This window comes from Kocuria sediminis (assembly GCF_009735315.1).
GTDB lineage: Bacteria > Actinomycetota > Actinomycetes > Actinomycetales > Micrococcaceae > Kocuria > Kocuria turfanensis.
The window spans coordinates 1,488-23,745 of the sequence record NZ_WOGU01000001.1 but is presented as its reverse complement, the minus strand read 5'-3'; the positions used below and the strand labels follow the sequence as shown (position 1 = coordinate 23,745).

The window sequence follows — 22,258 nt, the reverse complement described above, 5'->3', positions numbered from 1 at the left end:
GACGAGAGAAAGGGCCCCAAAGTGGCTTCAGTTAGTTTCAGCGTGACCGGCACGAAGGAAGTCGTGCACGACCTGACCAGGTTCCGGCAGAACGTCACCCGGGCTAAGCCCGTTTTCGAGGGCATGGCCGAACACGTAGCCGAAATGCAGCGCGACCAGTTTGAGACCGAGGGCAGGCATTACGGTCCGGGGTGGGCGTCCCTCTCCCCGGGATACCAGCGCTGGAAGGCGAAACGGCGCCCCGGGCGGAAGATCCTCGTCTTTGACGGCACCCTGAAAGCCGCTGCCGCACCCACGAGCGCCCGCGGCTTCAACATCTACCGCGTGTCGAACAAGGCCATGGAGGTCGGCGTTTCGGATGCGATGACCCCTCATGCCAAGTATCACCAGGAGGGCACGGAGAACATGCGGCCCCGAACCGTCATGGGCCGCCCCACCCGCGCTGACCAGAAGGCTCTCACCAAGATCCTCCACCAACACCTCATCAAGGGCGTTGGGGGTGTCCGATGAGCAGCAACGACATCACCTTCGTCGCCCGCCTGAGGGACCACCTCACCGGGCCCGCGAAGCAGGCCGCCAAGGCCACCGAGGACCTCGAGAAGACCAGCACCCGGGCTGGGAAGCACATCGCCCAGGCCCACGACAAAGCCGCTGACGCCGCGGAGAAGGGCTCGGAGAAGACCCGCCGATCCCTCACGAAGATCGAGCGGGCGTTCAAGGCCCTCGACGGGTCCGCGGGGCTGATGGGCCGAGCCCTCGGGGAGTCGTGGGATGAGGCCGAGCGTGGCCCCCGCCGTGCCCTCACGGCCCTCACCGGGACGGGCCGGCAGATGGTCACCGAGTCCCGACAGATCGGGCAGCGCGTCGGGCAGAACATCTCCTCCGGCATCCAGGCGGGTATCGACGGCATCGACGTGTCGGGGCTGACTACGGCGCTGGGCAGCGTCACGGTTGGTGGCGGGGTGCTCGGTTCGTTGGAGCAGGACAGGATCGCCCGTAGGGTCGGTGCCGCTTCCGGGACCGATCACGAGGCCATCCGGCACCTGGCCGGGGACGTCTACGGGGCGGGGCTTGGCGCTGACTATGGGGCTGTCACGGACACCGCGTGGTCCATGATCGCCACCCTCGACATCGAGCCAGGCTCCCCCGAGGCCGCGGCCCTGCTGAGAGGGCAGCAGAGCATCGCTGACGCGTTCCAGCTCCCGGCCGACCGGCTGTCCCTGGCGACACGGGTCATTGTGGACGGTGACGGACTCACTGCCGCCGCGTCCCAGGACGTCCTGACCTCGGCCCTCCGGGCGTCCAACCCCGGCACACAGGATGAGCTGCTGGACGCCCTGATCGAGTACGGGCCGGTGCTACGTGGCACCGGGGTGGACATGTCCGTGCTGGCCTCCGCGCTGTCGGCCGCCTCGGACCAGGGGCCGATGGCCGTGGACAAGACCGGTGACGCGTTCAAGGAATGGGCTGTCCGGCTCGCCTCCAGGGACACCACCAGCTCGAAGGCGTACGCGGCGCTGGGCATGGACATGGGCGACCTGGCATCCCGGTTGCAGGAGGGCGACGCCGGGGCGCTGCGGGACACCGCCTCCCGGCTGCTGGAGGTTGAGGACGCCGGCGAACGGGCACGGCTGGCCATTGAGGCGTTCGGTACCCCGATGGAAGACCTCGGCCCGTCGCAGATCACCGACTACCTCACGGCGTGGTCGGACATGGAGTCCGGGGTGCTGAACACCGCGGGCGCGACGAACTCCCTCGTGGACGCCCTGACCTCTGGGCAAGGTGCCAGCGCGACAACCATGACGAGGGCCATCGCAGCCGCGTTCGTGGACGTCGGTGACGCCCTGGCGCCCATCATCACCCCGGCCGCGAAGCTCGTGTCCCTGCTCGCACAGCCCCTCGCGTACGGCGCTACGGCTCTCACTACGTGGGGCCTTATCCAGCGCATGCCCGGAGGAGCTGCCGCCGCGAAGTGGGCGCTGTCCGGGCTCGGAACGGTCATCAAAAACCATCCCTTGGTCCGACTGGGCCTCATCGCTGTCGGCGCCGTGAAGGGCCTGGAGTGGCTGTACGAGAACGTGGGGTGGGTGCGGGACGGGTTCGACTCCCTCGGTGATGGGGTGCGGGACGTTCTCGGGTTCTTCGATGACCTCGGGGCGTCCATCGACCGGTTGATCGAGGAGAAGTTCCCCCGCCTCCACGACGCCGCGGAAGCCGCCCTGAACTTCGGGGACGGCCGCAACACCGACGGGTCCGGGCTGTCCTGGGCTGACCGGGTCCTCGGCGCGGGCGCGTTCGTCGGTGAGCAGCTGAGCCTGCCCGACGTTGGCGGCAACCGTGACGACCGGCTCCGGATGCTCCTCGAGGACGCCCCGCACCATGCTGAGGGCGGTTGGACCGCCTCCGGCGCCCATCCTGCGATTGTCGGCGAGCAGGGTCGCGAGTTTGTCGTAAACCACTGGGCCTCCGAGAAGCTGGCCGCGGTCCCGGGTGCCCTCGGTGCGATCCACCAGGGCAAGGTCCCCACCACGCCTATTCCTGTGCCGATGGCCGCCGGTGCAGGCTCCGGGGCGGCAGCGGCCCCTGTGGTGTTCAACCAGAACTTCACGCTGGGCGCAGGGGCGAATGCGGATACCGCCCGTGAGTTCGCGGCCCAGTGGAAGCGAGAGATGGCTATGTACTCCCGTGAACGACGCCTGACCACGAACACCCTGACCGCCCGCGGGGCTCACTAGCCCGCGAGCGCCCGAGTGACGGCCCCTGGCGACCTTGTGTCGCCGGGGGCCGATCTATGCCCTAGGACCGCCTTGAAGCCGTATCACCAAATCGCCCTCGCCCTATTCTCAACGGGCGTTGCGCTGGCCCTGACTGGGCTTGTGGGGGCGCATGGGGGGCCTTACGTCATCGGGGCGGGGATCGGGCTCGAGCTTAGGAATCAAGCCGCCGAGTGCCTCATTTGGGCAGTGGCGGCTGCGGCGGAATCTCCAAGTCGAGGAGCCCCCGGTCTGCTAACCGTCGGACGAGATTGAGCGTGGCCCTCGCGTGGTAGGCAACGATGGACACGATGAATACTGCGGCCCGGTAACGGTCGTGCGAGGTATAAAGCATGGCGACAGGGTGCGAATCCTCGTCAGCATGGACGAATTCCGCGTAGAGCCATCCAAGAGCGAGGTCAACGTCAGTGATGGGTAGAGCGCCGGCTCTCGTTACCTCATACCCGAGTCGGCGGCCCGGGACAGGCTTTCGGTGCTTCCAGTCCTTGTTGATGGCCTTATGTGCCTTCTTGAGACTGTCGTCGTCCGGTAGGTCTTTGACCAGGTACCCAATGGCCTGGAGGGTGTTCGACAGGTTGGCCTTCTCCCCGTCCAAAATCAACGGCCTCACCCTGCCTGCCATTGACTCCAAGGCCTCCCGTTCAGGCAGGTCAACTTCGATGGAGTAGGTGCCGTCTTGATGGAAGGTCACGTCAAATCTGCCGTGAGCCCAGTCGACGAGGCGATTCAAGTGCTGCCGGATGAACGAGTGGTTCTCGATGATTAGTCCTCTGGCCACAAACCGTTTGAGGCGATCGAGGTGCATTTGGAGAAGTTCTTCTGGATCGGGCGCCATGGTCGTTGTACCGGAACCTTCACCACTCGGCGGTGATCGGGTGGGTGCTATGGATCCTGATGCCCTGCTCGATTGTTGCCACCAACTGCTCGTAGGTTGCCCCTGCCGCATCTGCTGACTCGGAACGAATGTCGATTTTGGACGTCAAGTTAGCCATAACAACTGTCTAGCAGGCATGCCTCCGTTATCGCTTGCGATAACCATCGGCGCCGCCCCGCGGGTCGTAAAGATTGTCGACTCCCCACTTGTCCAACCAGTCAGCCCTTATGCGCCACTCATGAGACCCCGATGGCCCACCGGCCTTGATGGCTGGGAGATCACCCCTGGCGCAGTAACGGCGGACCGTCTCCGGGTGGAGGGACAGAATCTCAGCCACCTCCTGCAAGGTGAAGAACTGTTTGGCTGAGGCGGGCATAGGCATGGGAAGTCCTTCAGGGAGCAGTCAGGGCAACGGGTCGCTGACCTGTCATGTAGACGGCAGTCTGCAACGATCCCCCATTCCACGCCACCGCATCCATCTCGATAAACGGTAAGGACGCCCCCCGGCCACCCTTGGCGGGGCTTTCACTTTCCCCACGCTTACCCCACGTTTTCGACGGTTCCCCACGGAATCGGACGGCACGCCGGGGGCAGTCGGATCCCTGCACTTCCCTGCCATCATGGCGATTACGGCACTCGGTGGCATGCACCGGAATGCACTACCCCCTGTGAAAAGGTCAGGGGTTCGATTCCCCTTAGCTCCACCGGATCAGGAGGCCCCCACCAGGCAGGACGCCAGGTGGGGGCCTCCGTCGTGTCCGGGCCGGCCGCGCCCCACGGGTGCGGCCGGGCCGGACACCCGGCGCTCAGGCGAGGTCCGCGCGCAGCTGCGACAGCAGCACCCCCACGACCTCGGAGCCGCCCTCGGCCCCGGCGTGCAGCCGGGCCACCTCGGCGCCGTGCAACAGGCCCACCGCGTAGCGGTCCTCCCCCGAGCCCGCCAGCGCCTTCGCCCGGCCCGCGAGCCACCGCTCGACCACCGTGGTGTCCATCACCCGACCGAGCGCGTCCTGGTAGTCCTCCGCGTCCCGGGCGGCCCGGCGCAGCGACTTCCCGGGGCGGTACCCTGCTCGGTCCAGGACGGCGTCGACGTAGCGCACCCGCTTGACGGCCTTGCGGACGTCGTGCAGGTGCTCGAGCCGCTGCTCCTGCGCCGTCTCCCCGGCCTCCTCCGCGGCCGCCCCCCGCTCGGCCACGCGGACCACCTTCCGCAGGGCCCGCTGCACCAGGGCGTCGGCGACCTCCCGCGCCGAGAGCCCGGCGCACTCCTCGGTCAGCGGCGGCGCCGCCGCGAACTGCCGGACGTCCGCCAGCAGCTGCAGGTGCTCCGGGGCGGCGACGTGCCGGCGGACCGTGCCGGCGGCCCGGTGCGCCTGCTCCTCCGCGGCGCGCTGCAGGACCTCCGCCGTGGCCGGACCCACCCGGCCGTCCAGGGCCGCCACGCGCCCGGAGAGCAGCTCCGCCGTCACCTCCGCGTCCCGCGCGGCGGACAGCGCCCCGGCGAGCTCGCGCAGCCGTCCGTCCAGCTCCTGGGCGGTGTCCCCCGCGAAGAAGGGCGCGGCCGCCCGCAGGACGCTGCGCAGGGACCGCGACGTCACCCGCATCTGGTGGACGGCGTCCGGGACGTCCAGGCGGACCTTGAAGTCCCACAGCACCAGCTGCTCGGCCAACCCGTCCAGCGCCGTCCGGAGCACCTCCGGGCCTGTGCCCTTCGCCTTCGGCCCCTTGTTCTTCCCCTGCTTCTTTCCCGGTTTCGTCCCCTGCTTCGTCCCCTGCTCTTTCCCTTGCTTCTTCCCCTGCCCGACCCTGTTCTTCGCGGAGTCCTTCCCCGTCCTCTGCCCGGCGTCCTCGCCCGGCTCCGCCGCCCCCTGCGCAGATCCGCCCGGCGCAGATCCGCCCGGCGCAGATCCGCCCGGCGCGGGCGCGCCGGCCTCGTCCGCGGCCCCGTCCTCGGCGCCGAGCGCGCGGGCGATCTTCGCCCGGGAGCCGGAGGGCCGGCCGCCCACCGCGAAGATCGCGGACTCGACCGCGTCGAAGATCTCCCGCTGCCGTTCCTCGGGGATCGACCCGTCGAGGAGCTCGACCTCCCACTCGGACCAGGAGCGCGCCGTGCCCGTGCGCTCGTCGACGGCCTCGACGACGTCGGCGGCGAGCTCGGCGACCTCGTCCCCGCCGGCGTCGCTGACCGTGAGGACCCGCCGGACGGTGCGCAGGGTCGCGATCGGCCGCAGCGGCTCCCCGCCGGTGAGTCCGGCCAGCAGGTGGCGCACGGCCGCGGGCATCCGGTCCGGGGTCCGCAGCAGCGGGACCTGCCACTCCTGCCGGCCGGTGGCCTCGGAGAACTTCACGTGCCACCCGTCGTCGGCGCCGCCCCGGCGGCGGCGCAGCGCCACGGACCGCCGGCCCAGCGCCATGTCCTCGGTGTCGTAGTAGACCGCCTCCATGCGGTGCTCCACCGGCTCCGCGGAGACCGTCCAGCCCGGCAGCCCGCTCCAGTCGATGCGGTTCTCGGCGCCCTCCGGCACCTCGTACTTGCGCTCGACCTCGCGGTGGGCGACGGCGGTCATGGGTCCTCCTCGGTCGGGGCGTCCGACGGCGGGAGCCGGCGGCCGGCTGTTGCGGCGATGATACCGGGACGACCTGCACGGCCCCCGAACGGCTCCGCCGCCCGGTCGGCGACCGGGCGGCGGAGCGGGGTGCGGCGCGGGCGCCTCAGGCGCGGCGGCGCTTCAGCACGTCGTCGAGGTCGAGGGCGGCGCGGCCGCGCTCCTCCCCCGTGCGCACCGCGTCCTTGAGGCTGCTGGAGCGGGAGGCGGGCTGCTCGGGCACGGGCAGCGGCTCCGGGGCGGGGCGCTCCACCACCGGGGCCTCCGCGTAGGTCGGCCGCGGCACCGGCACCGGCTCCCAGGTGCGGGCGGGATCGGCGGACTCGCGCGCCACCCGCAGCGCCTCGGCTCGCAGCTCCTCCACGGTGAACGCCGGGGGAACCCGGGGCTGCTCGTGCTCGGCCGGGAGGTCGAGGTCCTCGGCGGGCTCGTCCTGGGCGGCGGGGAGCTGCGCGGCGGGGGTCTGCTCGACCATCCCGTCCTCGTTGTCGAACAGGGCCACGTCCCCGCGGGGGGCGTGCGGGTCCACGGTCGCGGCCGGCACCGGGCGCGACCGGCGGCGGGTGGCCCGGTCCTGGACGGCCAGGTAGCGCAGGGCGAGCACGGAGCCCACCCCCAGCAGCAGGAGGAACACGGGCCACGGCCAGCTCACCGCGGCCGAGAAGGGCGCGACGACGGCGGTGAGGAGCGCGGCCAGGAGCGCGGTGCAGCCGGCCAGGAAGATGCCGGCGCGGCCGCGCCTGACGCGCAGCGTCCCGGGGCGGCGGGCCGCGCCGGACGACGGGGGAACGGTGTCGGTGGTCGCCATGGTGATCCTTCGTCGGCGGGACTCGGGGAAGGGAACCGCGGCCTGCGGGAGAAGCTCCCCCGCGGCAGGGGCCGCACCGGCCACGTCCGTGCCGGCGTCCTGGGCCCGCGCCACGACGGGGACCCCGCGGCGGCGCTGCAGACGCGGTGCGACCCAGAACAGGCAGAGCGCGCACACCGCGGCCAGCACGGCCGAGCTGCTCACCCAGATCATGGTCGCGGTCCTGCCTCTGCGGTCGCTCGGACGAGCGGACGGGGACCGCCGGCGCGCGGCGTGTCCCGGCCCGGGGCCGGGCCGTGAGGCACAGCCTACTACCGGGGGGCGCCGCCTGTGGGTATCCCTGTGGACACGGCGGGCCCGGTCACTCCCACACGGCGGGCCGGTCCGAGCCGGTGAAGCGCCGCACCAGCCCCTCGGGCACCTCCGGGGCGGTGATCGCGAAGCTGCGGTGGTCCGTCCAGCGGCCGTCGATGTGCAGGAAGTCCTTGCGCAGGCCCTCGTCCCGGAACCCGAGCTTCTCCACCACCCGCAGGGACTTGGTGTTCTCCGGGCGGATGTTGATCTCCATCCGGTGCAGTCCCAGGCCCTGGAAGCAGTAGTCGGTGGCCATGGCGACCGCCATGGGCGCCACGCCGCGCCCCGCCTGCTCCCGGTCCACCCAGTAGCCCAGGCTCGCGGACAGGAAGGACCCCCAGGCGATCCCGGAGACGGTGAGCTGGCCGATGAGGCCGAACTCCTCCGTCCCCGGGACCCGCTCCGTGATGACGAACGGGAGCGCCGTGCCCTGCCGCGCCTGCTGGTCCAGCGTGCGCACGAACTGCCCGAACGTGGGGGCCGCCCCGCCGGGGACGGGGTTCGTCGCCTCCCAGGGGTCGAGCCACTCCCGGTTGCGGGCGCGCACGACGTCCCACTCGCGGCGGTCCCCCCGGGCCAGGGGGCGCAGCCGGAGGTCGCCCCAGGAGACGACGACGGGCCACCGGAACTGTCCGGCCACGGGTGCGCGGCCTCTCAGCCGACCGGCAGCGACCGGGTGTAGTCCTTGAGCCACTCCCGCAGCTCCGGGCCGAGGTCCTCCCGCTCCGAGGCGAGGATGATGTTGGCCTTCAGGTAGCTGAGCTTGTCGCCGGTGTCGTAGCGGCGGCCCTTGAAGACCACCCCGTACACCCCGCCGCCCGCCCCGTCGCGCCCGGCCAGGGTCTGCAGCGCGTCGGTGAGCTGGATCTCCCCGCCCCGGCCCGGGGCGGTGTTCTCCAGCACCTCGAACACGTCCGGGTGCAGGACGTAGCGGCCGATGATGGCCAGGTTGGAGGGGGCCTCCTCCGGGGCCGGCTTCTCCACCAGCCCGTTGATCCGCACGTACTCGTCGCCCTCCACGACCGTGACGTCGGCGCAGCCGTAGGAGCTGATCTGCTCGGGCTCGACCTCCATCAGCGCCACCACGGAGCCGCCGGTGCGCTCCTGGACGTCGATCATCTGGGTGAGCAGGTCGTCGCGGGCGTCGATGAGGTCATCGCCCAGCAGCACCGCGAAGGGCTCGTCGCCCACGTGGATCTTGGCCCGCAGCACCGCGTGGCCCAGCCCCTTGGGGTCGGCCTGGCGCAGGTAGTGGATCTCACCGAGCTCCGAGGCGTGCTCGACCTCCCGCAGCAGGGCGGTCTTGCCGGACTCCTCCAGCTGGTGCTCCAGGGCCGGCACCCGGTCGAAGTGGTCCTCGAGGGCTCGTTTGGACCGGCCGGTGATCATCAGCACGTCCTGCAGGCCGGCGTCCACGGCCTCCTGCACCACGTACTGGATGGCCGGGCGGTCCACGACCGGCAGCATCTCCTTGGGCATGGCCTTCGTCGCGGGCAGGAACCGGGTGCCGAGCCCGGCGGCGGGGATCACGGCCTTGCGGACCGCGCGGGGGTTGCTGTTTCCACTCATGGGCACAGGCTAACGGATCGGCGACCGCAGCCGGTTGATCCCCACGCCACCCGCGGCTACCCTCGCACCACCGGCCCGGGCGGGCCGGTCGGTCCGGGGCGCCGTCCCGGCCGGGCGCCGGACAGGAGCGGACGCGACGATGACCGACCCGGGGACCCCGGCCGAGGCGAAGGCCCGCCTGCGCCGGGAGCTGCGCGCGGCCCGCAGCCGGCGGGCTCGCGCCGCACGCGAGCACGCCGCCGTGGGCTTCGACCGGCACCTGGCGGATCTGCTGGCCGGACGCCCCCACCTCGACGTCGCGGCGTACCTGCCGCTGCCGACCGAGCCTCCCCTGGAGCCGGCCCTCGCCGCGGCGCACCGGCGCGGGCACCGGATCTGGGTGCCGGTGTGCGAACCCGGCCGCCGGCTCGCGTGGGCGCACTGGACCCCGGACACCCCGCTGCGGCTCGGCGGGCTGGGCGGTCTGCGCGAACCCGTGGGCACCCGCCACGGAGCCGAGGTGATGCGCTCGGTGGGCGTGCTGCTGGTGCCCGCGCTCGCGGTCTCCCACGACGGCGGGCGGCTGGGCTTCGGCGGCGGCTACTACGACCGCTTCCTGGCGGAGCTGCCCCGCACGGCGCATCCCGAGCTGCGCACCGCGGTGTGCGTGTTCGCCGACGAGGTGCTGCCCGCCGGGGCGGTCCCCACCGAGCGGCTCGACGCCCCCGTGGGGCTCGCGCTCACGGAGGACGGGCCCGTGCCCCTGGGCGCCCGGGCGGGCGCCGGCACACGGTAGAATCAGCACTCGACACCTTCGAGTGCCAGAGAGCGCACCCGGCGACCGTTTCCAGGAGGACCCATGCCCGTCTACGCCTACGCCTGCAAGGACTGCGGCCACGCGTTCGACATCCGCCAGTCGTTCAGCGAGGACGCCCTGACCGCCTGCCCGGAGTGCGGCGGCGGCCTGCGCAAGAAGTTCAACACGGTGGGCGTGGTGTTCAAGGGCTCCGGCTTCTACCGCAACGACTCGCGCTCCGACCGCTCCGGCACGAGCTCCTCGTCCTCCGCGCCGGCTCCCGCGGCGGCCGACGCCGCGCCGGCGGCCGCCGCGTCCGCCACGGCGTCCTCTGCCCCGTCCTCCACCGGGGCGTCCGCCTCCGGCACGGGCGGCTCCGCGGCCTGAGCCGGCGCCTCCCGGCGTCCGCGCTCCACCGGCCTCGTGTCCGGGGACGGCCCCGCGGCCCCGTCCCCGGGGCCCGGCCCGGCCGCGCCCGGGGCGGGCCGGGACCGTAGCGTGCCGGCCATGAGTCCTCGTCCGCGTCCCGTCCGGCGCCGCTACCCGCTGTCCCTGCACCTGCGCTCGGCGCTGTCCCGGCGCCGACGGCTCGCCGCGGCGGTCCTCGTCAGTCTCGCCCTGGGCCTGGTGGTCCTCCGGCTCGGCCCGCCCCGGTCCGGCACCGTACCGGTCGTGACCGCCGCCGAGGCCCTGCCGGCGGGCACCGTGCTGGCACCGGAGCAGCTGGCGGTGGCCGCCTATCCGCGCGGGCTGGTGCCCGAGGGCGCCGTCGCCGACCCTGCCGAGCTGGCCGGGCGCACCCTCGCCGGCGCCGCGGGTGCCGGCCAGCCGGTGACCGGCTCCGCCGTGGTGGGCCCCGGTCTGCTCACCGGCCGCCCCGCGGGGGCCACGGCGGTGACGCTGCGCATCGACGACCCGGCCGTCCTGCAGCACGTGCGCGCGGGGGACCACGTCGACGTCGTCGGCCTCTCCGACGGCGACCTCTCCGACGAGCGGCGGGTCCTGGGCCGCGCCCTGCCCGTGCTGTGGGTCCCCTCCCCCGCCTCCGGGGCGGACGGCGGGCTGCTCGGCGCGTCGCCCGGCGAGGACGCGGGCCTGCTGGTGGTGGGGGCCCCGCACGAGGACGCCGCCCGGCTGGCCGGTGCCGGGCCCAGCACCGTGGTGCTCGTGCCCGCGCCCGTCAGCCCCAGTGCGGAGGCCGCTGCGCCCTGAGCCAGTCCTCGTGCGCCTCCTCCGCGGACTCGTCCCCGGTCTCGGGCCCGGTCACCGGGCCGTCCAGACCCGCCAGGCGCGGCTCCGCCCCGGAGAACGTGCCGCCGGTCGCCCGCCGGGGCCGGCGCCGCCCGGCGGGCCGGTCCTGGGCGGGACGCTCCTGCGCGGCCCGGTCCTGGGCGGGACCGCCCGGGACCGGGGCGTCCGGCTCACCGGGCACGGGAGTCCCGCCCCGCGCCGGTGGGCAGGCCGAGGTAGCGCCGGATCAGGTCGGCGACCGTGTCGGGGTCGGTGAAGACCTCGATCGTCCACAGGGTGAGGTAGTTCCAGCCGGTGCGCTCGAGCTGCTGGGGCCGCAGCCGCGAGCGCTCCCGCACGGACAGCGCGGCGGCCTCGGCGGAGCCGTCGGACTGCCCGGCCACGGGGATGCGCAGCGGGCGGCCCTCGGCGCGGGTCCTGCCGTCGAGCGCGGCGCCGGCCGACATCGACTCGGTGTCCGCCCAGGCCACGAGGTCGACGACCCCGGCGTGGTGCAGCCGCACCGAGGCCCCGCGCTCCGCGAGCCGCCGGGCGAGGTCCACCACCAGGGCGTCCTCGTGCGTGCGGCGGGAGCCCTCCTCGGGTCCGGCGCCGGCGCCCAGGTGCATGGCGAGCACGCGGGCGAAGTCCCGGGCGCCGTGCTGGAGGCCCTTGGCCTCCACCTCCTCCGGGTGCAGCGAGGTCACGATCCGGGTGGTGTGCCGGGCCCGGGTCATGGCCAGGACGAACGCCTGCCTCCCGTGCCGCTCGGACAGCGCGCCCAGGTACGGCACGGTGCGGCCGTTGGCCGTCTTGCCGAAGCCCAGGGAGAAGATCACGGTGTCCCGGACGATCCCCGCCGCGCGGTGCAGGTCGACCACCCGGAAGGACTCGGGCCCCGGGGCGAAGAACGCCGCGGTGGCCGGCTCCTCCCGCATCCGCCGCCGGACGGCCTCGGCGATCCGGGCGGCGTGCACCGCACTGGCGGTCACCACGGCCAGGGAGCGGCGCGGGTGGCGGGCGGCGTGCTCGAACACGAGCTCCACGACCCGGCGGACCTCGGCCGCGGGCGCCTGGATGCCCTCGATCCCGGCGGTCAGGGCGCCCACGCCGTCGGGGACGTACTCGACGGAGAGCGCCGGTGCGGTGCCGGTGACGGACTCGCCGTGCGGCAGCCGGCGCAGCCGCCCGCCGTAGAACTGCTCGTCGAGGTAGGCGAAGACCCGCTCGTCCATCGACCGGTGGACGGTCCGCAGCGTCCGCTCCGGCACCACGCGGGAGAGGGCGTCGAAGGCGCTGTCCACCTCGACCACGGGGTGGGCGCCCGGGGCGGGGGCCGCGGTGGGCGCCACGGTGAAGGGCTGGGGCCGGCCCAGGTGCGGGTCGCCGAACGCGATCACCTGCCGGCAGCGGGTCAGCGCCGGCAGCACCGCCGCGAGCGGGGAGCTCTCGGCGTCGAGCACCACCACGGCGTCGAAGTCGTGCTCCTCCGGCAGCGCCGCCGAGAGGACGAGCGGGCTGGCCGTCCACACGGGCACCAGCGAGCCGATCAGCTCGCCGGCCGAGGCGCTGACCTCCTCCAGCGGGGCGGCGCCGGCGCGCAGCATCCGGCGCAGGGCGGCGCCGGCGCGCGGGGACCGCCGCACGGTGCGCTGCCAGCGGTCGGCGAGCTCCCACAGCAGCCGGCCGGCGCCGGAGGCGATGTGCGCCGCGTCGGCGCGCCGGAACGTGGACTCCACCGTGCGCAGGGTGTGCCCCTCGGGCATCGCCAGGAAGTCGTCGCCGGTGATCATGGCCTCCAGGGTGGACTGCCACCAGGCCAGGTCGAACTCCCCGGGCACCTGCTCGGGCGCCACGGTGCGCCGCACCAGGTCGTCCACGAGCTCGCCGAGGCCCTGGCCGCGCAGCTCGTCGAGCAGGACCGTGCGCTCGGGCAGCATCTCGAGGTTGTCCTCGTCGTTGATGAGCCCGTCCAGGACCTCGCGCAGGCGCTCGATCGGCCGGGCGAGCAGGTTCTCGCCGGCCGGGGAACCCTCGAGCGCGATCGCCAGGCCCTCGAGATCCTCCACGAACCGGGCGTGCACGGCCGCGAGCTCCTCCACCCGCTCGGAGACCACGGGGTGCTTGGACGACGTGGCCCACTCCTGCCAGCGCTCCCGCTGCGACTGCACCCGCACGAGGGCGCTGTGCAGGTCGGACAGGTGGACGCCGTGCCGGATGTACTCCTTGGCGGCCTTGCGCAGCCGTGACCGCTGCAGACCGGTCATCTCGATCCCGTGCTCGCGCCGCCAGGCGGAGCCGGCGGTGGCGGCGACCAGGTCCGTGACCGGCCGGTCGTAGATGTCCGGGGTGAACCGGGTCAGGGAGTCCTGGACCTCCTGGAGCAGGCGCAGCTGCCGCCCCCACTCCGGGACGGTCGTGCCGCCGCGCAGCCCGCTGGTGGCCAGGACGTGGCGCATCCCGGTCTCCAGGGTGGTCAGTTCGAGCAGCAGGGACTGGGCGAGGCGGTGGGCCTGGCGGGACTCGTCCTCGTTGACCAGCCGGGCCCCGCTCCACGGACCGGCCAGGATCCCGGCGTCGAAGGCCCCGAGCTCGGCGGCGCGCTGGAGGCGGGCCACCACCGCGTCCCGGTCCGCGACGGCGTCGAGCACCGAGCGCGGGAAGCGCACCGCGGTGGCCGGGGCCGGGCGGCGGGAGGTCAGCTCGGCGAGGGCCTGCACCGCCCGGTACGGGGAGACGGACCAGCGCGGGCGCACGGTGTGCAGGGAACGCACGTGCTCGGCGAGCTGGTCGCGGCTGGTGCGCAGCGTCTCGTGCAGCTCGGCGAGGTCGGGGCGCTCGGCGCGCTCGTTGCGGGCGACCGCGCGGATGAGCTGCTGGGCCACGTCGGCGTCGCTGAGCTGGGAGGACAGCGGCAGCACCGCGGTGCCCAGCCCGAGCCCGTCCATCCGGCGCCCGAACGCCGCCAGCGTGGTGCGCCGCTCCCCCAGCACCAGGACGGTGCGCCCGGCGGCCACGAGGGTGCCCACGGTGTTCACGGCGGTGTCGAGCTGCCCCGTGCCGGGCGCGGCGGTGACCACGAAGGAGTGCCCCTGCGCCGCGAGGTCGAGGACCTCCTGCTGGGGGCCGTCGGCGTCGAGCAGCAGCAGCTCGCCGGCGGGGTCGCGCTCGTCCAGCGGGGGCGCGTCGTGGGAGATCTCCTGCACCTGGGGAATGCGTCCCACGGCGGCCGCCTTGAGCCGGGCGAGGTCCCGCACCACCGCGGTGCGGGCCACCACCGACAGGTCGGCGGGACGGTCGTGCAGGTCCGCGAACGTGGAGACGAGCAGCTTGTGCTCCACGTGCATCCCCGGCACCGCCCCGGCCAGGGTGCGCAGGGTCTCCAGGGCCGGGGCCGGGTCCAGCCGGCGGGTGCCGTAGGCGAGCCGGGCCAGCTCCCCGGAGGTGAGGTCCACGCCGTGGTCGGCCGCCAGCCGGCGGACCATCGCGGGGTTGAGCCGGGCGGGGCCCACGAGCTGCAGCTCGAAGTCGTCGAGCTCGGGGCGCGGCCTGAGCGTGAGCGGGGCGAGCAGCACCGGGGCGATCCAGCGCCGCTGGCCCGCCCCGGTCGGGTCCGAGCCCTTGGGGCGGGCCAGCCAGGAGGCGGTGCCGGCGGCGAGGTACGCGGCGTCGAGCCCGTGGTTGACCGACAGCTCGTGGACCTTGGTGCGCAGGGAGCGCGCGGCCCGCACGGCCAGCCCGTAGGCCTGGGGGTCGTGCACGATCGTGGACAGGCGGGTGGGCCGGCCCATGAGCAGCTGCGCCTGGCCCGAGGAGTTCGCCTCGGTCAGGTCGATGCAGACGTTGTCGACCTGGTTGAAGTCCAGCAGGGTGTCCGGCCCGGTGTAGGCGTCCATCTGCCGGGTCCACGGCTGCAGCGAGACGCGCTCGGGCGGCGTCCCGGGGATGTCCGACGTCCGGGGGGTGCGGTCGGATGCGATCGACATGGTTCTCCTCCTGCGCCCGGCCCGGGGGCCGGGCGCGCACGGGCCGGGCGGTCCGCGCGGACCGCCCGACCCCGGCTGCTCGTGTCTCGCCCGTGCGGGGGCGGGTCCTGCGGGCCTGCGCCCGCTCGATGCCTACTCCCGCTGGATGCCTACTCCCACTCGATGGTGCCCGGGGGCTTGGACGTGACGTCCAGCACCACCCGGTTGACCTCTTCGACCTCGTTGGTGATCCGGTTGGAGACGCGGGCGAGCAGGTCGTAGGGCAGGCGCGACCAGTCGGCGGTCATGGCGTCCTCGCTGGAGACCGGGCGCAGCACGATCGGGTGCCCGTAGGTGCGGCCGTCGCCCTGCACGCCCACAGATCGCACGTCGGCCAGGAGCACGACCGGCATCTGCCAGACCTCGTCGTCGAGCCCGGCGCGGGTGAGCTCCTCGCGGGCGATGGCGTCCGCCCGGCGCAGCACCGCGAGGTTGGCCTCGGTGACCTCCCCGATGATCCGGATGCCCAGGCCGGGGCCGGGGAAGGGCTGGCGGCCCACGATCTCGTGGGGCAGGCCCAGCTCCCGGCCCACGGCCCGCACCTCGTCCTTGAACAGGGTGCGCAGCGGCTCCACGAGCTCGAACTGCAGGTCCTCCGGCAGCCCGCCCACGTTATGGTGACTCTTGATGTTGGCGGCGCCCTCCCCGCCGCCGGACTCGACGACGTCGGGGTAGAGGGTGCCCTGGACGAGGAAGCGCACGGGCTCCCCCTCCTGGGCGGCGGTGCGGGCGACGGCCTCCGCGGCGGCCTCGAAGGAGCGGATGAACTCCCGGCCGATGATCTTGCGCTTCTGCTCCGGGTCGGTGACGCCGGCGAGGGCGCCCAGGAAGCGCTCCTTCTCCTCGGCCACGTACAGGTTGACGCCGGTGGCGGCGACGAAGTCCTTCTCGACCTGCTCGGCCTCGCCCTCCCGGAGCAGGCCGTGGTCCACGAACACGCAGGTGAGCTGGTCGCCCACGGCCCGCTGGACCAGGGCGGCGGCCACGGCGGAGTCCACGCCGCCGGAGAGCCCGCAGATCACGGAGGCGGAGCCCACCTGCTCGCGGATCCGCTGGACGTGCTCCTCGATGATGTTGCCGGTGGACCAGGTCGGCTCCACGCGCGCGCCGTCGAACAGGAAGTGCTCCAGCACCTTCTGCCCGTGCACGGAGTGCTTGACCTCGGGGTGCCACTGCACCCCGTACAGACGGCGGGTGTCGTCGGCGAACGCGGCCACCGGGGTGGTCTCGGTGGAGGCGAGGACCTCGAACCCGGCGGGCGCCTCGACCACGGAGTCGCCGTGGCTCATCCACACGGTCTGGGTGCCGGGCGAGCCCTCGAGGATGGAGGCGCCGGGACCGCCCACGGCGGTCGCGGTGGTCGCGCCGTACTCGCGGGCGCCGGTGTGCGCGACCGTGCCCCCGAGCGCCTGGGCCATGGCCTGGAAGCCGTAGCAGATGCCGAAGACGGGCACGCCGGCCTCGAAGAGGGCGGGGTCCTGCTGCGGGGCGTCCTCGGCGTAGACGGAGGACGGGCCGCCCGAGAGGATGATCGCCGCCGGCTGCTTGGCGAGGATCTGCTCGGTGGACCAGGTGTGCGGGACGATCTCGGAATAGACGTTGGCCTCGCGGACCCGGCGGGCGATCAGCTGCGCGTACTGCGCGCCGTAGTCGACCACCAGGACCGGGCGCTGCTCCAGCTCGGTACGGGTCTCAGGTGTTTCGGTCACGCCCTCCATCCTAGGCCAGGCGCGGGAGGGGCTCAGTACCGCTTGGCGGCCTTCGGGTTGGCGCGCAGCTCCGCGGTGGTCGAGGCGTGGATCTTGCGCTCCACCACGAAGGACAGGAACGGCACGACGCCGCCGAGCGCCATGACCACCAGCTGGGGGAACGGCCAGCGCATGAGCGTCCAGACCCGGAAGCAGGAGACGAGGTAGACGACGTAGAACCAGCCGTGCACGATGAGGATCCACGTGGAGATGTTGACCCCGCCGGCGAGGTTCTCCAGCTCCAGGTCCTGCCAGCCCAGGGCCACCGTCTGTCCCGTGAGCTTGTCCGTGCCGCCGGCGATCAGGTCGTAGCCCAGCCCGTAGCGGGTGATCATCTCGGCCACGAGCAGCAGCAGGAACGTGCCGGAGATCCAGGCGCAGACCATGTAGAAGGTCAGCGCCCCCCGGATCTGCGCCTCGGTGCCGCCGAAGCGCCGGCGCGGCTGCAGCGCCGCCCGGCGCGGGACCCGGCCGGGGCCGCCGGCCGACGGCCGGGCGTCCTGCGGGAGCGAGACCCGCACCCCGTCGGTGCGCTCCTTCGGGGAGGGGGTCGGCTGGGTGGGTTCAGTCATGGTGGGCTCCGGTCCTGTCCTGGGTGCTGTCCTGGGTCCTGTCGGGGGCGCCCGCTCCGCGGGCCCGGTCGCCGGCCCGGTCGCCGGGCTGGTCGTCGAACCAGTAGTACTCCCCCGCCTCGGGGTCGTAGTAGTAGTAGCGCCCGCTCGCCTCGTCGTAGTAGTACTCGCCCTCGAAGTAGAAGTAGTCCTCCGGGCGCTGCTCGCGCAGCCACTCGTCGCGCACGAACCGCCACCAGATGTAGAGGGCGAAGCCGGCGAAGACCACCCACTCCACCGCGTAGAAGAGGTTGAGCAGGTTCACGGACTCGTCCGTGGGCTGCTGGTCGATCTCCAGCTCGGACAGCTGCGGGCTCAGCAGCGCCGGGTCCTCGGCGAGCGTGCCGTCCTCGCGGAGCTGGAAGGGCGCGGAGGCGGGGTTCTCCGCGAAGGCCGCCACGAACCCGGCGTAGAGCGGGGCGTCCCAGCGGTTGGTGAGCTGGGCCGGGGAGACCGTGCCCACCTGGCCGTCCGGCAGGTCCTCGCCGGGCACCGGGCCCTCGGCGGGCAGGTAGCGGCCGACGACGCCGACCCGGCCCTCGGGCTCCGCCGGCACGGCCGCGGGATCGGCGGTCCAGCCGCGGGCCACGGCCACGGTGAGCTCGCCGGCGGCGTCCGGCCACCGGCCGGCGCTATCGGCCACGGTCAGGGCCGAGACGACCCAGTACCCCTCGGTCCCGTCCTGCAGCCGCCCGGGGACCAGGAGCGTGGACCCGTCCCGGTAGTCCCCGGTGACCGTGATCAGCTGGTCGGCCTGCGCCGCGGTGACGGGAGTTCCGGCCTCGGCGGCCTCGGTGAGCGGGACGGCCACGTCCTTGGCGGGGTCCGCCACCGTGCGGGCCTGCTCGCTGGACTCCAGCTGCCACTGGCTGAGCAGGACGAAGCCCACGGCCAGCCCGAGGCTCACGAGCAGCGTGAGGATCGAACGGGGGCGCAGGGCGGTCGTGAGCACCCGTCAAGGCTAGTGCGCCTTCCTGGACGTTCGCCAATTCCCGCCCGCCCGGGGCGGCGGCGCCGGGCTGCGTGCCGGGGTCCGCGGGGACCCCGGCACGAGCGGGCTCAGCCGCGGATGACCACCTCGGCGCGCTGGAACTCCTTGAGCTCCAGGTACCCGGTGGTGGCCATCGACCGGCGCAGCGCGCCCACGAGGTTGGAGGTGCCGTCCACGTGCCGGGAGGGGCCGAAGAGGACCTCCTGCAGCGGCCCCACCGTGCCCACCCGGGTGCGCAGCCCGCGCGGGAGCTGCCCGTGGTGCGCCTCCGCGCCCCAGTGCCAGCCCTGCCCCGGGGCCTCGGCCGTGCGGGCCAGGGCGGTGCCCAGCATCACGGCGTCGGCGCCCATCGCGAGGGCCTTGACGATGTCCCCGGAGACCCCCACGCCGCCGTCGGCGATGACGTGGACGTAGCGGCCGCCGGACTCGTCGAGGTAGTCCCGGCGGGCGGCGGCGACGTCGGAGATCGCCGTGGCCATGGCCGCGTGGATGCCCAGGGTGTTCTGGATCCGCATGGACGCGCCGCCGCCGAAGCCCACGAGCACCCCGGCCGCGCCGGTGCGCATGAGGTGCAGGGCGGGGGTGTAGCCCGCCGCGCCGCCCACGATGACCGGGACGTCGAGGTCGTAGATGAACTTCTTGAGGTCCAGGGGCTCCTGGTTGCGGGAGACGTGCTCCGCGGAGACCGTGGTCCCGCGGATCACGAAGACGTCCACCCCGGCGTCCAGGACCGTGCGGTAGTGCTCCACGGTGCGCTGCGGGGTGAGGGAGCCCGCCACGATCACGCCGGCCTCCCGGATCTGGGCGAGCCGGGCGGTGATCAGCTCGGGCTGCACCGGGGCCTCGTAGAGTTCCTGCATCCGGCGGGTCGCGGCCGGGGCGTCGTCGCCGGAGAGGTCCGCGATCTCGTCGAGCACCGGCTGCGGGTCCTCGTAGCGGGTCCACAGCCCCTCGAGGTCCAGCACGCCCAGTCCCCCGGCGCGGCCGAGGGCGATGGCCGTCTCCGGGGACGTGGCCGAGTCCATCGGGGCGCCCAGGAAGGGGATCGAGAACCGGTAGGCGTCGATCTGCCAGTCCGTGGAGACGTCCCGGGGGTCCCGGGTGCGGCGGGAGGGGACGAGGGCAATCTCGTCGAGGGAGAAGGTGCGGCGGGCGCGTTTGGACCGGCCGATCTCGATGTCGTAGCTCATGGTGTCCTTTCCGAACGGTGCAGCGGACCGCCGCTCAGCGCTGGTAGTTGGGTGCTTCGACGGTCATGGTGATGTCGTGCGGGTGGGACTCCTTGAGCCCGGCGGGGGTGATGCGCACGAACCGGCCCTTGTGCTTGAGCTCCTCCAGGCTGTGGGCGCCCACGTAGAACATGGTCTGGCGCAGGCCGCCGTCGAGCTGGTGCACCACGGCCGAGAGCGGGCCCCGGTAGGGCACCTGGCCCTCGATGCCCTCGGGGATGAGCTTCTCGTCGCTGGAGACGTCGGCCTGGAAGTAGCGGTCCTTCGAGTAGGAGGTCTTCTTGCCGCGGGACTGCATGGCCCCCAGCGAGCCCATCCCCCGGTAGGTCTTGAACTGCTTGCCGTTGACGAAGATCAGCTCGCCCGGGGACTCGTCGCAGCCGGCGAGCAGGGAGCCGACCATGACGGAGTCCGCGCCGGCCACGAGGGCCTTGCCGATGTCGCCGGAGTACTGCAGGCCGCCGTCGGCGATCAGGGGCACGCCCGCCGGGATCGCAGCCTTGGCCGCCTCGTTGACGGCGGTGACCTGGGGCACGCCCACGCCGGCGATGATGCGGGTCGTGCAGATCGAGCCCGGGCCCACGCCGACCTTCACGGCGTCCGCGCCGGCGTCGACGATGGCCTGCGCGCCGTGCCGGGTGGCGGCCTGGCCGCCGATCACGTCCACGTGGGCGGCGGCCGGCTCCGCCTTGAGCCGGGCGACCATCTCGAGCACGCCCTGGGAGTGGCCGTTGGCGGTGTCGATGAACAGTGCGTCCACCCCGGCCTCCACGAGGGCCATGGCGCGCTCGAAGCCGTCGCCGAAGAAGCCGACGGCGGCGCCGACGCGCAGGCGTCCCTCGTCGTCCTTGGTGGCGCGCGGGTACTGCTCGGCCTTGGTGAAGTCCTTGATGGTGATCAGCCCGGTCAGCCGGCCGGCGTCGTCCACGAGCGGGAGCTTCTCGATCTTGTTCGAGGCCAGCAGGGCGTGGGCGTCCTCCTTGGCCATCCCCACCTTGCCGGTGATCAGGGGCATGGGCGTCATGATCTCGTGCACCCGGCGCTTCGGGAAGTCGCTCTCCGGCAGGTAGCGGGTGTCCCGGTTGGTGATGATGCCGAGCAGCTTCTGCTCCGCGTCCACGACCGGCAGCCCGGAGACCCGGTAGTAGCCGCAGAGCCGGTCGAGCTCCTCGAGGGTCGCGTCCGGGGAGATGGTCACGGGGTCGGTGATCATGCCCGACTCGCTGCGCTTGACCCGGTCCACGTGCTCCGCCTGGTCCTCGACCGAGAGGTTGCGGTGGATCACGCCGAGGCCGCCCTGGCGGGCCATCGCGATGGCCATCGGGGACTCGGTGACGGTGTCCATGGCGGCGGACAGCAGCGGCACCTCGAGGGTGATGCGCCGGGACAGGCGGGTGCGCGTCGAGGCCTCCGACGGGATGACGTCCGTGTTGCCGGGCAGCAGCAGGACGTCGTCGTAGGTCAGCCCGGTGAACCCGAACGGGTCCTCGGACAGGGCGGTGGGGACGGCGGTATCCGACACGGTGGGGCCTTTCAGCTTCGAGGGAATCCCGACCATTCTACGGGCCTGTCGCCGCACCGGGCCCGGCCGGGGGCCGGGCTGTGCCCGGTCTCACGGTGCCGCGCTGGGAGCGACGCCGTCGGCGGCCAGGGCGTCCCGGACCCGCTCGACGAACATGGGGGCCAGCGTCCGCACGTACTCGACGGTGAGGTGGTTGTTGTCCCAGTAGGTGTACACGTTGCCGACGACCGGTGGGCAGCGTCCGTCCGGGCAGATCAGGTCGCCCATGTCGACCATCGACACCCGCTCCAGCTCGTCGGCCACCGGCGCCAGCGGGCTGTCCGGGCCCAGGATCGAGTGGGAGGCGGCGCACTCGGGGGCGTCGGCCCCGTGGTCCACGGCGCACTGGGCGGGGACGAAGTCGAAGCGGGCGTTGTCGCGCAGCGCGACGACCTGGATGCCGCGCTCGGCCAGGTCGCGGATGCGCTGCTCCGTCCCGGGGGTGAACTGCTCCTCGCCCTCGTTCGTGCTGCGGGTGCCCTGCAGCAGCACCAGGTCCGGCCCCACCGCCTCGACCACGGGGTCGGTGCCCTCCAGCCAGCGGGTGCAAGCCTCGTGGTCGACCTCCTGCTCCTCGACGGTGGAGTACGTGCAGCTGCCGCGGATGTAGGTGACCACCCGCCAGTCGTTGGCCTCCGCCAGTTCCTCGATCGCCGGGATCCACATGTGCACGTGACTGTTGCCGACCACCAGCAGGGTCGCGGCGGGCTCGGCGTTCGGGACCGTGTCGAAGCACCACTGCTGGTGAGCCTCGGGAATCCCCAGCTCCGCCGGGCAGGGCTCGCCCAGCCCCGGCTTCTGGTAGTGGTCCCCGGTGACCACCGGGATGGCCGGCGCGTCCGGGTCGGCCTGGTCGCGGAACCCGGGCAGCAGGACCGCGGCCCCGGGGTTGTTGCGGTCCGCGTCGGCGAGGATCGCGGTGGCCCGTCGGTCCTCGGCCTGCTGCAGGGACAGCACCGGGGCCACGACCAGGGCCAGGCAGAGCACCACGACCCCGGCCAGGCGCCGCTTGGACTGCTCGGGCCAGGACCAGGTCTTGAGCCGGTCCTCGACGAACCGGGTGAGCAGCACGGCCAGCAGCACGGACAGCAGCACCAGGGCCG

The 22,258-nt window shown here is 73.3% G+C and carries 19 protein-coding genes; 5 read left to right on the top strand and 14 right to left on the bottom strand.

Features of this window, described 5'->3' with window-relative positions; translation table 11 throughout:
• Nucleotides 1–42 precede the first annotated feature (42 nt).
• Both GMA12_RS00095 and GMA12_RS00090 read left to right on the top strand, forming a co-directional pair.
• Nucleotides 43–510 carry a phage virion morphogenesis family protein gene (locus tag GMA12_RS00095; protein WP_162459261.1) on the top strand — a complete coding sequence of 156 codons (468 nt, stop codon included), beginning with the start codon at nt 43–45 and terminating at the stop codon, nt 508–510.
• Nucleotides 507–2,735, top strand: a complete 2,229-nt coding sequence (locus GMA12_RS00090; RefSeq protein WP_156266121.1) for a phage tail tape measure protein — start codon at nt 507–509, stop codon at nt 2,733–2,735. The genes GMA12_RS00095 and GMA12_RS00090 overlap by 4 nt, the downstream gene beginning before the upstream one ends.
• A gap of 217 nt (nt 2,736–2,952) precedes the next feature.
• Here the strand turns inward: GMA12_RS00090 and GMA12_RS00085 are convergent, their stop codons facing one another.
• The 6 genes from GMA12_RS00085 to galU form a co-directional block, all read right to left on the bottom strand.
• A complete protein-coding gene (locus GMA12_RS00085; RefSeq protein ID WP_162459260.1) occupies nt 2,953–3,579 on the bottom strand; it encodes a hypothetical protein in 627 nt (208 codons plus the stop codon).
• 214 nt (nt 3,580–3,793) lie between these two features.
• On the bottom strand, nt 3,794–4,024 hold the full coding sequence (locus GMA12_RS19455) for a helix-turn-helix domain-containing protein (protein WP_370829948.1): 231 nt from the start codon (nt 4,022–4,024) through the stop codon (nt 3,794–3,796).
• Between the two features lie 430 nt (nt 4,025–4,454).
• Nucleotides 4,455–6,215 (bottom strand): CYTH and CHAD domain-containing protein, encoded by a 1,761-nt coding sequence (locus GMA12_RS00075; RefSeq protein ID WP_156266115.1) that lies wholly within the window; start codon nt 6,213–6,215, stop codon nt 4,455–4,457.
• Between the two features lie 145 nt (nt 6,216–6,360).
• On the bottom strand, nt 6,361–7,275 hold the full coding sequence (locus GMA12_RS00070) for a hypothetical protein (protein WP_240898503.1): 915 nt from the start codon (nt 7,273–7,275) through the stop codon (nt 6,361–6,363).
• 148 nt (nt 7,276–7,423) lie between these two features.
• Nucleotides 7,424–8,056 (bottom strand): GNAT family N-acetyltransferase, encoded by a 633-nt coding sequence (locus GMA12_RS00065; protein WP_162459258.1) that lies wholly within the window; start codon nt 8,054–8,056, stop codon nt 7,424–7,426.
• Nucleotides 8,057–8,070: 14 nt separating this feature from the next.
• Nucleotides 8,071–8,985, bottom strand: coding sequence for a UTP--glucose-1-phosphate uridylyltransferase GalU (gene galU, locus GMA12_RS00060; protein ID WP_156266113.1), 915 nt, complete (start codon nt 8,983–8,985; stop codon nt 8,071–8,073).
• Nucleotides 8,986–9,124: 139 nt separating this feature from the next.
• Between galU and GMA12_RS00055 the strand changes: the two genes are divergently transcribed.
• The 3 genes from GMA12_RS00055 (at nt 9,125) to GMA12_RS00045 (ending at nt 10,972) form a co-directional block, all read left to right on the top strand.
• Complete coding sequence (locus tag GMA12_RS00055) at nt 9,125–9,760, top strand: 5-formyltetrahydrofolate cyclo-ligase (protein WP_156266111.1); 636 nt, start codon at nt 9,125–9,127, stop codon at nt 9,758–9,760.
• Between the two features lie 63 nt (nt 9,761–9,823).
• A complete protein-coding gene (locus GMA12_RS00050; RefSeq protein WP_156266109.1) occupies nt 9,824–10,147 on the top strand; it encodes an FmdB family zinc ribbon protein in 324 nt (107 codons plus the stop codon).
• Nucleotides 10,148–10,267: 120 nt separating this feature from the next.
• The gene (locus tag GMA12_RS00045) at nt 10,268–10,972 is read left to right on the top strand and encodes an SAF domain-containing protein (RefSeq protein WP_156266107.1); all 705 of its coding nucleotides are present in this window, start codon (nt 10,268–10,270) and stop codon (nt 10,970–10,972) included.
• Here the strand turns inward: GMA12_RS00045 and GMA12_RS00040 are convergent.
• From GMA12_RS00040 to GMA12_RS00005, 8 genes are all read right to left on the bottom strand, one after another.
• Complete coding sequence (locus GMA12_RS00040) at nt 10,941–11,192, bottom strand: hypothetical protein (RefSeq protein ID WP_156266105.1); 252 nt, start codon at nt 11,190–11,192, stop codon at nt 10,941–10,943. The two genes, GMA12_RS00045 and GMA12_RS00040, sit on opposite strands and share 32 nt — an antisense overlap.
• Nucleotides 11,182–14,976 (bottom strand): hypothetical protein, encoded by a 3,795-nt coding sequence (locus GMA12_RS00035; protein ID WP_156266103.1) that lies wholly within the window; start codon nt 14,974–14,976, stop codon nt 11,182–11,184. The genes GMA12_RS00040 and GMA12_RS00035 overlap by 11 nt, the downstream gene beginning before the upstream one ends.
• 149 nt (nt 14,977–15,125) lie before the next feature.
• Nucleotides 15,126–16,733: a glutamine-hydrolyzing GMP synthase gene (gene guaA / locus GMA12_RS00030; RefSeq protein ID WP_062734912.1), complete on the bottom strand. Its 1,608-nt coding sequence runs from the start codon at nt 16,731–16,733 to the stop codon at nt 15,126–15,128.
• 23 nt (nt 16,734–16,756) lie between these two features.
• Nucleotides 16,757–17,335, bottom strand: coding sequence for a DUF3817 domain-containing protein (locus GMA12_RS00025; RefSeq protein WP_156266101.1), 579 nt, complete (start codon nt 17,333–17,335; stop codon nt 16,757–16,759).
• Nucleotides 17,328–18,326 (bottom strand): SURF1 family protein, encoded by a 999-nt coding sequence (locus tag GMA12_RS00020; protein WP_162459257.1) that lies wholly within the window; start codon nt 18,324–18,326, stop codon nt 17,328–17,330. Before GMA12_RS00020 ends, GMA12_RS00025 begins: the two co-directional genes overlap by 8 nt.
• Before the next feature lie 107 nt (nt 18,327–18,433).
• Entirely contained in the window at nt 18,434–19,555 is a 1,122-nt protein-coding gene (locus tag GMA12_RS00015; RefSeq protein ID WP_047801800.1) for a GuaB3 family IMP dehydrogenase-related protein, read from the bottom strand.
• A gap of 34 nt (nt 19,556–19,589) precedes the next feature.
• On the bottom strand, nt 19,590–21,152 hold the full coding sequence (guaB, locus tag GMA12_RS00010; RefSeq protein WP_156266099.1) for an IMP dehydrogenase: 1,563 nt from the start codon (nt 21,150–21,152) through the stop codon (nt 19,590–19,592).
• A gap of 54 nt (nt 21,153–21,206) precedes the next feature.
• A partial coding sequence (locus GMA12_RS00005) for an SGNH hydrolase domain-containing protein (protein WP_276607327.1) occupies nt 21,207–22,258 on the bottom strand: 1,052 nt, incomplete at its 5' end.